This window comes from Corallococcus terminator (assembly GCF_049194865.1).
GTDB lineage: Bacteria > Myxococcota > Myxococcia > Myxococcales > Myxococcaceae > Myxococcus > Myxococcus terminator_A.
In genome coordinates this window covers 1-12,084 of the sequence record NZ_JBLZWL010000098.1, presented here as the reverse complement: position 1 = coordinate 12,084, position 12,084 = coordinate 1, and the positions used below count along the sequence as shown (strand labels likewise).

8 protein-coding genes are annotated in these 12,084 nt (G+C 69.3%); 1 reads left to right on the top strand and 7 read right to left on the bottom strand.

Going from position 1 to position 12,084, the window contains the following annotated elements; genetic code table 11:
• Genes ACN469_RS30055 through ACN469_RS30035 form a run of 5 tightly spaced genes read right to left on the bottom strand, consistent with a single transcriptional unit; the run spans position 1 to position 6,245 of the window.
• Positions 1-699 (bottom strand): RluA family pseudouridine synthase, encoded by a 699-nt coding sequence (locus tag ACN469_RS30055; RefSeq protein WP_498773374.1) that lies wholly within the window; start codon positions 697-699, stop codon positions 1-3.
• Positions 696-2,153 carry a M16 family metallopeptidase gene (locus ACN469_RS30050; protein ID WP_498773372.1) on the bottom strand — a complete coding sequence of 486 codons (1,458 nt, stop codon included), beginning with the start codon at positions 2,151-2,153 and terminating at the stop codon, positions 696-698. The genes ACN469_RS30055 and ACN469_RS30050 overlap by 4 nt, the downstream gene beginning before the upstream one ends.
• A gap of 8 nt (positions 2,154-2,161) precedes the next feature.
• Complete coding sequence (locus ACN469_RS30045; RefSeq protein ID WP_498773370.1) at positions 2,162-3,481, bottom strand: M16 family metallopeptidase; 1,320 nt, start codon at positions 3,479-3,481, stop codon at positions 2,162-2,164.
• 26 nt (positions 3,482-3,507) lie between these two features.
• Complete coding sequence (locus tag ACN469_RS30040; protein ID WP_498773368.1) at positions 3,508-4,173, bottom strand: response regulator; 666 nt, start codon at positions 4,171-4,173, stop codon at positions 3,508-3,510.
• Between the two features lie 2 nt (positions 4,174-4,175).
• Positions 4,176-6,245: a serine/threonine protein kinase gene (locus ACN469_RS30035; RefSeq protein WP_498773366.1), complete on the bottom strand. Its 2,070-nt coding sequence runs from the start codon at positions 6,243-6,245 to the stop codon at positions 4,176-4,178.
• A gap of 389 nt (positions 6,246-6,634) precedes the next feature.
• Here ACN469_RS30035 and ACN469_RS30030 point away from each other — a divergent pair, with 389 nt between their 5' ends.
• Positions 6,635-8,347, top strand: a complete 1,713-nt coding sequence (locus ACN469_RS30030) for an HAD-IG family 5'-nucleotidase (RefSeq protein WP_498773364.1) — start codon at positions 6,635-6,637, stop codon at positions 8,345-8,347.
• Positions 8,348-8,373: 26 nt separating this feature from the next.
• On the opposite strand, the gene ACN469_RS30025 is transcribed toward ACN469_RS30030, so the two are convergent.
• Entirely contained in the window at positions 8,374-10,317 is a 1,944-nt protein-coding gene (locus ACN469_RS30025; RefSeq protein ID WP_498773362.1) for a HEAT repeat domain-containing protein, read from the bottom strand.
• 119 nt (positions 10,318-10,436) lie between these two features.
• Positions 10,437-11,735, bottom strand: coding sequence for a hypothetical protein (locus ACN469_RS30020; protein ID WP_498773360.1), 1,299 nt, complete (start codon positions 11,733-11,735; stop codon positions 10,437-10,439).
• Positions 11,736-12,084 lie beyond the last annotated feature (349 nt).

Sequence of the window (12,084 nt, the reverse complement as noted above, 5' to 3'; positions counted from 1 at the left end):
TCACGTCAGCGTGAGCCGCAGCAGCTCCCGCACGCGGCTCATGTCCGGCGGCAGGGGCGACTCCACCGCGCGGGCCTCCACGCCCGGCAGCGCGGGCCACTCCACGCGCGCGGCATGCAGCGGGGTGCGCGCCAGGACGACGGCGTCACCCTGCCCTCCCAGCTCCTTCTCCAGCCACGGCGTGTCCCGGCCGTACTGATGGTCCAGCAGCAGTGGGTGTCCCAACGAGAGCAGGTGCACGCGAATCTGGTGGGTGCGTCCGGTGAGCGGCTCGGCCTCCACCAGCGTGGCGGAATCAAAGCTCTCCACCGGCCGCACGCGGGTGCGAGACGGCTTCGCGTCCGCTTCTCCCGGACGGGCCACGCGCATGCGGCCCTTGCGAGCGGCCACCAGCGGCGCGTCCACGAGGTGAGGCGCATCGACGCGCCCCTCCACCAGCGCGACGTAGCGCTTGCGCACCTTGCCCGCCTCGAACGCCACGGAGAGCGCCCGATGCACTTGCGCATCGAGCGCGAAGACGAGCGCACCGGACGTGTCGCGGTCCAACCGGTGCACCACGAAGATCTTCTGTTTGCGTTGCTCCCCCAGCGAGTCTCGCAGGGAGGGGCCACCGTCACGCCCGGGGATGACCGGCACCCCGGGCGGCTTGTCCACCACCAGCAGTCCTCCCCCTTCGAAGAGGATGCGAACCTCCGTCACTCGTACTCCGAGGCCTGGACCACGGAGATGGGGCCGAGGCCGCGAAGCTGCTTCTTCACCGCGTCCGCCTTGCCCAGCACGATGATGGTGGGCGGCTCGGCGAAGCAGTACTTCTTCGCCACCGCGGCCACCTGCTTCGGCGTCACCGCGCGCAGCCTGTCGCGGAAGTTCACCACCCAGTCGTCACCGAGCCCGTGCAGTCGGATGTCGGCGATGCTGGCGGCGATGGACTCGTTCGTCTCCGTGCGCAGCGGGTAGAGGCCCCCCATGTACGCCTGCGCGTCGCGCAGCTCGCCCGGCTTGATGCCCGAGTCGCGCATCTTGGTGATCTCCGCCAACGACACGTCGATGATCTCCCGCGTCGACTCCGTCTTGGTGAACGTGGACAGGGCGAAGATGCCCGCGGCGTTCATCGCGTCGAACCAGCAGCCGATGCCGTACGTGAGGCCCCGGTTGACGCGGACCTCGTTCATCAGGCGCGACGTGAAGCCACCGCCCAGGGCCACGTTCATCGCCGTGGCCGGGAAGTAGTCCTCGTGGCCCATCCGGTAGCCCGGGCCGCCCATGCGCACCTGCGACTGCGTCTGGTCCGGCTTGTCCACCACGATGACCTTGCCGGCCTTCGCCACCTTGGTCAGCGGCGGAATCACCAGGGGCGCGTCGGGGCCGCCCGTCCAACCGGCGAAGGCTTCCTCGGCCGCGGCGGCCACGCGCTTGGGGTCCACCGAGCCCACCACCACCAGCATGGCGATCTTCGGCCCCATGCGCTCCTGGTGGAAGCGCACCGCGTCGTCCCGGGTGAACGTCGTCACCGTCTTCACCGAGCCGCTCACGTCGTGCCCGTAGGGATGCTTCCCCCACAGCGCCTGGACCATGGCGCGGTCAGCGATGACGGACGGCTCGTCCAGGTCATTGGCGAACTGGGCCAGCGCGCGATCTCTCGCGTCCACGACTTCCGAATCGGGGAAGCTGGGCTCCTTCACGAGCTGGCCCATGATGCCCAGCATCTGCGCGAAGTGCTCGGCCGGGGTGGTGATGGCGACGGACATGGTGTCCTCGCCCACGCCCACGCCCAGGCTGGCGCCGACGAACTCCACGGCCTCGTCGATGGCCTCCGCGCTCAGGCGGCGCGTGCCACGGCGCAGCAGCCGGCCCGCGAAGTCCGCGATGCCGTGCTTGCCAGCGGGGTCCGTGGCGCTGCCGGCGCGAATCACCAGCCGCATGGAGACCATGGGCAGGGGGCCGCGCTCGGCGGCGACCACGCGCAGCCCGCTGGACGTGGTGCTCTCGTGCAGCGTGGGGAACACCAGCGCGCGACTGGCCGAGCTGGTGACGGGCGCGGCCTTGCGAGACGCCGTCTTTCGAGGCGCGGACTTCGTGGCCCGGGCCGCCGGCTTCTTCGCGGCGCGGCGGGGGGAGGACTTCGGGGTTCGGCTCTTCTTGCGGGAGGCCATGGAGGCAATCAGCTTTCTGCGGAAGGCGCGGGCAGCAGCGTCACGACGGAGCGCCGCTCGGGGAGGAGGTACTTCGCGACGGCGGCCTTCACCTGCTCGCTCGTCACGGCGGCATAGGCCGAGGGCAGCGTGAGGACGGAACGCCAGTCACCCAGCAGCGCCTCGTAGTTGCCCATGGCATGGGCCCGGCCATTGTTGGTGGCCAGCTCGCGCAGGTGGTCCGAGCGCAGGTTGTTGAGCGCCTTCTGGAGCTCGCGGTCCGTGATTCCGTCACGCGCCAGCTTCTCCAGCTCCGTGTACAGCGAGGCCTCCGCCTTCTGCGGGTCCGCGCCCGGCTTGAGTTCGAGGAAGAAGAGGACGGTGCCAGGGTCGATGCGCCAGCCCCAGTCGAGCCCCACGCCCACCACCACCTTCTGCTCGTACACCATGGAGCGGACGAGGCGGCTCCCCTCCCCCTTCGTGAGCACGTACTGCGCCACGTCCAGGGCCAGCGTGTCGTCGTCGCGCGCGGGCGGGCCGCGGTAGCCGATCATCACCGCGGGAGACTGCGCGGGGTGGCGCACGGTGGCGCGGCGCTCACCGCGCTGCTCGGGCTCCGCGTTGATGACGGGCAGCGGCGCGGGGCCTCGGGGGATGTCGCCGTAGTAGCGGCGCACCAGGGCCAGCGTCTTCTTCGGGTCGATGTCGCCCGCGATGTAGAGCACCGCGTTGTTGGGGGCGTAGTAGGTGCGGAAGTACGCCTGGCAGTCCTCGCGGGAGATGGCTTCGATATCCGCCAGCCAGCCAATCACCGGCCAGCGGTAGGCGTGAGCCTTGTAGATGAGCGAGTCCAGCTCCTCGCCCATCATCCCGCCGATGTCGTTGTCCATGCGGACGCGGCGCTCTTCCTTCACCACCTCGCGCTCGCTGGTGAGCATGTCCTGGGAGATGCGCAGCGAGCGCATCCGGTCCGACTCCAGGTCCAACACCGTCTCCAGCGCGTCGGAGGAGAAGTCGTCGTAGTACACCGTCATGTCGTGGGACGTGTACGCGTTGGAGCTGCCGCCGTTGGCCTCCAGCGTCTTGTCGAACATCTTGGGGCCGTACTTCTTGGCCCCGTTGAACATCATGTGTTCGAACAGGTGGCTGATGCCGGTGATGCCGGGGCGCTCATTGCGGCTGCCCACGTTGAAGAAGGTGTAGAGGCTGACGACGGGGGCCAGGTGGTTGGCCAGCAGTCGCACCTGGAGGCCGTTGGGCAGCGTGGCCTCGTGCACGTCGAACAGCGACTGGAGGGCGGGGTCCGCGGCGCGGGCGGGAGCGGTGGTCTTCGGGGAAGCCTTGCGCATAGGCCCCCACCGTATACAGGGCGGGGCTACAGGTCCACGACACCTTCACGCAGGGCCATCACCACGGCTTCCACGTGAGAGTTGACGCCCATCTTCCGGTAGATATGCGACAGGTGCGTCCGGACGGTGCGGCGCTCCAACGTCATCACGTGGCCGACCTCCGCGTTGGACAGGCCCTTGGCCACGTAGCCCAGCACCTCGAACTCGGTGGGCGTCAGCTTCCAGGGGTTGTCCGCCTTCTTCTCCGGCGTGGCGGGCTTGCCCTGGATGGACTGGAAGTAGTTCCAGAAGCGACGGGCGATGATGGCTTCCAGGACGGTGCCGCCCGCCATCACCTCGTGGATGCCGGCGCGAATCTTCTCCGGGCCCACGCGCTTCACCAGGTAGCCGGACGCGCCGGCCTGGATGGCCTCGTAGACCTTCTGCTCGTCGTCGAACGAGGTGAGGATGAGGATCTCCACCTCCGGCGCCCGACGCTTCACCTTCTGCGTCACCTGGATGCCGTTGATGCCGGGCAGCTCCAGGTCCAACAGCACGAGCTGGGGACGGAGGCGGACGATGTCCTCCACCGCGGACTCGCCCTCCTGACTGCTGCCCACGACCTCCAGCTCCTCGAACGTGCTCAGCACCTTGAGCAGGTTCTTGAGCAGCTGCGGCTGGTCCTCGACGACGAAGATGCGAGTGGAGTCCATGGTCACCGTCGGGGGGGCACGCTGAAGTCCACCACGTGCACTTGATAGGTCTTGCCCTTCACGATGCGGACCGGTGCCTTCTTCACCTCACCGGTCGACAGCGCGATCATCAGGACCTCGTAGGAGCCGGTGCGCACGGGGTAGCGCTTCACGGGCGTCGAGCGGCTGATGAGGTCGCCATCGAGGAACACCTTCGCGGGGATGTTGGTCTCGATGGTCAGGAAGCCGCGCACCTTGGCGGGCGGCTTGTTGAGCGTCACGAGCGTCTCCTCCACCTCCTCGCGGGGCTCCGGCGCGCGGGGGGCGGCGGCCTTCGGGGGCGGCGCGGGCCGGGGAATCGGCGTCGGTTCGGGCGCGAGGACGGGGGCGTCGTCGGGCTGCTGAGCCTCCGGCGTCTCGATGGGCTCGCTTCCTCCCAGGCGCCACGCGGCGATGACGAACGTGGAGAGCCCGACGAGCGCCAGCACTCCGGCGATGGCGACGAGCTTGCCGCGACGATGCTCCGTCTTCTGGATGCTCCGCTCGTTCGTGTTCATCCGCTGGGGTTGCCGCGCGGAAAGCGAGGGCGCGGAAGGCGGAGGCAGCGCGATGTCGTCGCGCTGTCCCGGGTGGGCCACCGCGGGGAACGGGTCCGGCAGCGTGCGCGGCCCCTTCTCCACGGGCGGCGGCGCGCGCTTGGCCCGGGCGGCGGCGCGGCGTCCGACGACGGAGAACTCCTCGTCATCGTCGGCGGCCGGCGGGCTCGGTGAAGAGAAGTCCTCCACGACACGCATGCGCGGATTGCGAGCCTGGGGACGCGCGGCCCCCTGCCCCGCTCCGCCACCCTGCGCCTGCGCTCCATGGGGACGGCGCGGCTTGGGCGGCGCGGCGCCCGGAGGCGCATCCCAGCTCTGCTCGGGCCCGGCGCTCTTCGTCCCCTCCGTCCAGTCCCCTTCGGGCAGGCGCGCCTCGTGCTCCGGCTCGGGAGCGGGCGCGGCGATATCCGGCTCGTAGTCTTCCGGGCGGTACTCCTCGAAGCCGGGCGCCGACTCCAGCGTCGCCGCGCGGGCCTCCGTCTCGGTGAGCGAGCGGCTGTAGGGGGCGCGCTGGACGATGGACGCCTCGGGCTCCTCGGCGCCCAGGCCCAGGTCGTCCATCTCCGCGCCGGAGATGGGCTCCAGCGAGAAGGGCTCCTTGAACGGCGGGGCCGCGAGGCTCGCGAGGCTGACCTCGTTGGGGAACAGCTCGGTGACGAAGCGGCGCACTTCGTCCGCGCCCGGCATGCCACCACTGGCGGAGAGGAAGTTGCGCAGCGCGTTCGAGAACTCCGAGCACGCGCGGAACCGCCGCCCCGCGTTGGGCTCCAGCGCGCGAAGCACGAGCGGATCCAACCGGGCGTTGATGCGCCGGTCCAACCGGCTGGGGGGCGGCAGCCCCTCGCTTCGGCGCGTGGAGACGCCGCTGCCGGGGATCACCGGCTCGCGTTGCGTGAGCAGCTCGTAGGCGATGGCGCCCAGCGAGTACACGTCGGACGCCTCCGTGGCGGCCTCTCCGCGAGAGACCTCGGGCGCGCGGTACGTCCCACGGCCCCGGCCCGCGAAGGACTTGCGCAGCTGCGGCACCGCCATGAGCGCGCGCATCGCGCCGAAGTCGCAGACCGCGGGCGTGCCGTTGCGGCCCAGCACCACGTTGCCGGGCGTGAGCGCGCCGTGGATGACGCCCGCGTCGTGCGCGTGCTGCACGGCGTCCAGCAGCTGGATGACGATGTAGAGCGCCACCGCCGAGGGGAGGACGACCTCCTTGGTGTGCAGGCGCTGGAGCGCGGTGCCCAGCAGGGCGCCGTCCAGGTCCTCGCGCACCACGGCGAGCCTCTGACGCACCACGCCCATGTCCACGACATGGAGGATGCCCGGGTGGCGCACGGACTGGAGCAGCCGGGTCGTCTCGGCCAGGTCCAGCGCGTAGGCGGGGTCCGAGGTCTTGGGGTGGAAGAGCTTCACCACCACCTCGCCCGAGGGGGCCTGGACGGCTTCGTAGAGCTCCGCCAGCTCTCCGGACTCGATTCGACCCGTCAGACGATACGTGGCGCTCATCGCTTCTTTCGCGCCGGGCGGCGGCGGGGCACTGCGGAAAAGACGAAGCCACACCAGACGCACGACTCGCCGCGTCGGCCCGGTGGCAGCTCCAGCGTACAGCCCGGACAGCGCGGGCGCGCTCGCCGGGACACCGTCGTCGAGGGCTCGGCCGCCCGCCCGGAGGTGCTCCGAGGGCTGGCGCCAGGACGAGGAGGCGCGGCGCGCAGCCGGGCCTCCAGGCGTCGCACCCGGTCCTCAAGCGCGGCGACCCGGGAGGCCAGGCGCGCATGGACTTCCTCGGGAGTCTCCGAGGGCTGACGTCGAACGGGCGAACGCATCGCGGTCCAAGAGCGTGCCATGCCCGTCCAGTGCCCTCAAGGACCGAGCCGCCGACAAGCACGCGTGTTATGTGTGGACGTCCCGTGGCTCCAACCCTGTCCCCCTTCCGTCCAATCCCCGGCGGGCCGTCTCCGGACCCGCTGCATGGGAGCTTTCGTTCACCTCTCAACCGCGCGCGTGCGGAGTCAGCTGCCCAGCACGCCCAGCAGCTCCTCGAGGACGAGACGCTGACGCGGCTGCTCACCACGCCACGTGCCCCCACCCGGGACGCGGTTCCGAGGGCGCGCGAGGTCTTCGTCAATCGCAACCTGCGCATGTCCGGCCTGGAGCTGATCGGCTTCGACATGGACTACACGCTGGCCATCTACCACATGCGCCGGCTGGAGCAGCTCTCGTTCGACATGACGCTGGCCAAGCTCATCAGCGAGTACCACTACCCTTCGCTGGTGGGGCACCTGCTCTACGACCATCACTTCGTGATGCGTGGGCTCGCGGTGGACCGCCTCAACGGAAACATCCTCAAGATGGACCGGTTCGGCCACGTGGGCCGCGCGTACCACGGGCTGCGTCCGCTGAAGCCGGAGGTGTCGCGAGAGCTGTACCGCAACAAGCGCGTGCGGCTGCGCAACCCGCAGTTCGCGTGGAACGACACGCTGTTCGCGCTGCCGGAGACGTGCCTCTTCGCGGGCATCATCGAGCTGCTGGAGTCGCTGGGCCAGAGCGTCGACTACGGCAAGTTGTATGACGACATCCGCGAGGCCATCGACGCGGTCCACCGGGACAACTCGCTCAAGCGCGAGGTGCGCAAGGACCTGAGCCGGTACGTGTTCCTGGACCCGGAGCTGGGGCCCGCGCTGCACAAGCTGCGCTCGGGCGGCAAGCGGCTGTTCCTGCTGACGAACTCCGCGTGGGACTACACGGACGCGGTGATGAAGTACCTGCTGGACGGGCAGTTGCCGGAGTACCCGAGCTGGCGCAACTACTTCGACGTGGTGGTGACCGCCGCGGGCAAGCCGGGCTTCTTCACCGACGCGCGGCCGTTCCTGGAGCTGGACACCTCGACGGAGGAAGGTCGCTCCGTCGGCGAGGCCACGTCGTTGGACCGGGGCAAGGCGTACTCGGGCGGTAACCTGGCGCGCTTCGAGGAGCTCACCGGCTACCGGGGTGAGAACATCCTCTACGTTGGCGACCACATCTACGGCGACATCCTGAAGTCGAAGAAGTCGTCGCTGTGGCGCACGTGCATGGTGGTGCAGGAGATTGAAGATGAGATCACCTACACCGCCACGCGGCGCGAGGAGATCGGCACCCTCACGCAGATGGAGATCCTCCGCGAGCGCCTGGATGACGAGGTCAACCACCACAAGACGCTGCTGAACCTGCTGGAGCGGCGGCTGGAGCGTGAGCCGCTGACGCCCTCCGAGCGCGAATCCGTGGAGGAGCAGCGCCGCCAGTTGAAGTCGGAGTTGGACAAGATGCGCCGGGCGCTGAAGGAAGCGACGGGCATCGCCGACACGCTGGAGGAGGACGTCGAGGAGGGCTTCAACCCGTACTGGGGCCTGCTGTTCAAGGAAGGCAACGAGAACAGCCGCTTCGGCTACCAGGTGGAGCAGTACGCGTGCCTCTACACGAGCCGCGTCTCCAACTTCCTGCACCACTCGCCCATGCAGTACTACCGCTCACCTCGCGACCAGATGCCGCACGAGCAGGCTGGCGCGCTGTCCGCGCGGCTGTCGCCCATGGGCGGTGAAGGTCCACCCAAGGGCGCCGGGAAGGACTGAAGCGCCCTCCCCTCCGCGCACCCGCGCTACTGGACGGGTGCGCGGGTGCCGAGGAAGGCCATGGCGGTGTGGCGCACGTCGCTGTTCGGATCGTTCTGCCCCGCCCACGCGAGGATCTCCGCGACGCCCGGCGCGTTGCGGAGATTCGTTCCGAGCAGGCGCACGGCCTCGATGCGCACCGCCTCCACCGTGTCCTGGCGAATCACCTGCGCCAGGGCGGGGAGCTGGGGCGCCAGCGCACGGAAGCTGCTCGCGAAGATGGCCGCGCGGCGCACCTCCGGAGCCGCGTCCCCCACCATGACGGCGGACACCATCCGGTCCGCATCGGGCCCCGGAATGAGCCGCAGCGCCTCCGCCGCCGCCTCGCGGACGATGGGGGATGGGTCTCTCAGCGCGTCCTGGAGTGTGGGCAGCACCCGCGCATCCGCGGTGTTCGCCAGCGCGCGAAGCTGGAGCGCGCGCGCCTGGGGCGTCGGCGCGGTCGCCACTCCCCGCATCAACTCAGCCATCAGCGACTCCCCCAGCGCCCCACCCTCCTGGGCCAGGGCGTTCCGGGTCGCGTTGCCCAGGGCCAGCGTGGCGGTGCCTCGAAGCTCCTGCTGGGTGCTGCCCGAGAGGGCTCGCAACGCCTCGATGCCCTCGGCCGTCGGAGCCTCCGCCGCGCCGAGCGCCGCAGTCGCATCGACTCGAACGGGCAGCGCCATGGTGCCATCGCTCGCGACCTGTCCCAGGGCCCGCACCGCCTCGGGGGTGCTCGCGGCGGACAGCGCGCCCAGCATGCTGCTGTAGGTGTTTCGATCCTCCTCGCCCCGGAGCTGGCCGGGGACAGCCAGGGCCGACGCGGGCTCCAACTGGAACAGGGCCTTCAGTCGCGCCATGAGCTGGGCGGTGGCCTGTCCACTCGCGCCCTCGTCCCGAGGAAGCTGCCGGAGCTTGCCGGCGAGGTCCTCCAGCCCGGCGCCCGCGACCTGTCGCCGCAGCTCATCGCGCGGGTCCGTGGGAGCGAACACCTGCGTGGCCAGCGACGTCTTCCCCAGGTGCTTGCGTCGCGCGTCGAGCATGCCGATGAGCGTGGGCACGTGCCGCACGGACGTGCGCAGCAGGGACACCTGGCCCTCGCCCAGGATGGGAGGCGCTCCGTCGTTCGAGTTCAGCTCCAACCGCTCCTGGCCCTCGAGCGACTTCGGCCAGAGCTCGTCCCCCAGGGTGATGGCGGTGCGAGAGCGGGTCGCGACCTGAACGGTGGAGGCAATCGCGCGCAGTCCCTCGGGAGAGGACAGCCGGAGGTAGCGCACCTTGGACTTCACATAGGGCTGGCCGGCGGAGCCCTGGTAGTTCGCGACATACTGCCCGGTGACATCCAGCTCCTGGGCCTGCCAGGTGCCCTGGGGCGAGTCCGGCATCACGAACTGGGTCGACGCGACGAGCGAGCGCAGGAAGTTCTGCGCCACGGGATTCACGCCCAGCTCGAAGTACGTCACCAGGGCCGCGCCCTGCGCGTTGAGCGTCACGTAGAACGGCTGTTGGAGGTGGCCGAGCATCTCCGGGCGCCGCTTCTCGTCCAGCGAGTCCTTTCCCTCGGACTCGAAGGTGATGCTCCCCGCGCGCACCAATACCTGGAGGTCCACCTGGTCGCCATGGACGCCCACCACCCCCAGGCTCAGCTCACCCGTCAGGCCCATGCGCACGGTGGGCGGCGCGTTCCGGACGGGCTGGCCGAACGAGAGCCGCTGCTCGGCGGAGACGGTGTAGACGAACTGCGTGCCAGGAACCCACGCGCGGCGCCACCGGTCCGTGGTCGCGGGGCCAGGAGTTGGCATCGGAGCCGGCATGAGCGCCGGCGGACGCGGGGACTTGGTGGCTTCGACGAGGGGCGGCGGTGCGGCCTCTTCCTTCCTGGCGAGGAGCGCGACGAGTCCCAGCGCGAGGACGAGGAAGACAGCGGCTGTGAGCCAGTGGCGACGGGGCACGAGAGGTCCTGGAGGAAGCGAAGAGTGTCCGGCGGCGATGGTCACCGCCGGGAGTGATGCGCGGGAGACCGCCTCACGTGGAGCGGTCCCCTTCCTGGGTCAGGGTGGCCTTCTTTGAACTAGAGGCAGGGCATGGGGCGCAGTCCCTCGCCCGCGACCGTGGCCATGAGGCACTCACCACCGCCACCAGGCCCGGGGGGCGGTGTCGTGGTCCCTCCGCCACCTGAAGTCGGCGGAGTGGGCACGGAGTTCAGCGTGACAATCCCTCCCACGGGAGCGCCGCCCACGCACGTGAAGTACATCGGCGCGGTGCCCGCGGTGTTGTAGAGATTCCAGGTGGTGGTGCTCCCCGTCAGGTTGCCGTTCCACGAGGCCACGGTGACGGAGGCCTTCTTCTTGATGAAGAACAGCTTGATCTTCACGAAGGCCTTCAGCTTTCCAGAGAGCGTCTTCACCGAGAACGAGGACTTGAGATCCCAGCCCAGCGTGCTGCAGCCACTGGAGACCAGCTGTCCGCTGACGGGCAGCGAGGCCTCGATGAGCGTCAACGTACCTTCCACGCCCACGCTGACCACGAAGATGGAAGCGGACGCGCTGGCCGTGGCGTAGACGCCACCCTTGGGAGTCGCCAGCAGCTTCGCCGCGGTGGGGCCCACGGAGGCCGTCACCTTGACGCCGGCGTTGCCCGCGAGCGCGGCCTTCACCGTCACCGAGATGAACATGATGTTGAAGCTCTTCTGCGCCTTGATGAACTCGCGGTTGAAGAGCACCTCGTCCACCAGCGTCACCGTGCCCACGGACAGCTTCTTCTCGTAGATCTGCGCGCCCAGGACATAGACGTTCGCCGTCGCGTCGAAGGTCCCCGACTGGTGGCCGCTCGCGGTGGCGCGGCCCCGCAGCAGGTCCTGCCTGCCCGAGCCGAAGGCCTTGCCCCAGATCTTCCCCTCGGCGGTGGCGTCGAGCTTCGCGCCCGTGGTGGCCGTCGACGGAACACCATTCAGCGTCGCGTCGATGGTGTAGCCCGCGCCGAACAGGCTGTTGCCAAAGCCATCATCCTTGTGGAACGCCTTGCTGAAGGGCTGGCCCGCCGGGTCGACCGTCGAAGGATTCACTTGCGAGCCCGGAGGCTCCGTCGTGTTCGACGCCTCGGGGTCCGCGCCTTCGTCCACGAAGACGTGGGCGTCCAGATCCCCCGCCTCCATGCCGGACACACAGACGCCCGTGCAGTTGCTGAACTTCTCGTAGGTCACCTCTGAATAGACCTGGTCCAGCGTGTACGTGTCTCCGTACACGACAGACCCGTCATCGAGCGAGACCAGGTCATTGGGCCAATACATGGGACGCGCGGACGCCGAGCCTGGGGGGCCCAGTGCGACCAGCGCCAACAACACCGCCAATCCATTGAATGGACGCAACATTGCGTTGGCAACTCCTTGCGGACTGTGTGGGGGTGGGAAAGCGCGCGCATGCCACAGGAGTTGTCACATGTCTGTCAATATGAGGGGTTCTACATATGTCTGGGTTTGCCGGGACTCGCCCGGGTCCGCCACGCGACAAGAATTGACGGCTCACTGCGTGGCAATGAAAAACATCACTGAGTCATTGACGCCATCTGGCGTGAGACAGGGAAAACAGGGACGACTCACCGTTGCAATGCGCAACGATTACTTCGCGGGAGCATGCGCTGCCACGCGCCCCCAGGCGACGTCGGAGAAGCGGGACAGTGGCTCCGGAGTGAGTCCGAGCTTGCGCAGGTCATCCGTGTAG

Bases quoted from the DNA above. Each gene is read 5' to 3' on its own strand.
- ACN469_RS30050 (WP_498773372.1), bottom strand. From the start codon at position 2,153: ATGGCCTCCCGCAAGAAGAGCCGAACCCCGAAGTCCTCCCCCCGCCGC.
- ACN469_RS30045 (WP_498773370.1), bottom strand. From the start codon at position 3,481: ATGCGCAAGGCTTCCCCGAAGACCACCGCTCCCGCCCGCGCCGCGGAC.
- ACN469_RS30040 (WP_498773368.1), bottom strand. From the start codon at position 4,173: ATGGACTCCACTCGCATCTTCGTCGTCGAGGACCAGCCGCAGCTGCTC.
- ACN469_RS30035 (WP_498773366.1), bottom strand. From the start codon at position 6,245: ATGAGCGCCACGTATCGTCTGACGGGTCGAATCGAGTCCGGAGAGCTG.
- ACN469_RS30030 (WP_498773364.1), top strand. From the start codon at position 6,635: ATGTGTGGACGTCCCGTGGCTCCAACCCTGTCCCCCTTCCGTCCAATC.
- ACN469_RS30020 (WP_498773360.1), bottom strand. From the start codon at position 11,735: ATGTTGCGTCCATTCAATGGATTGGCGGTGTTGTTGGCGCTGGTCGCA.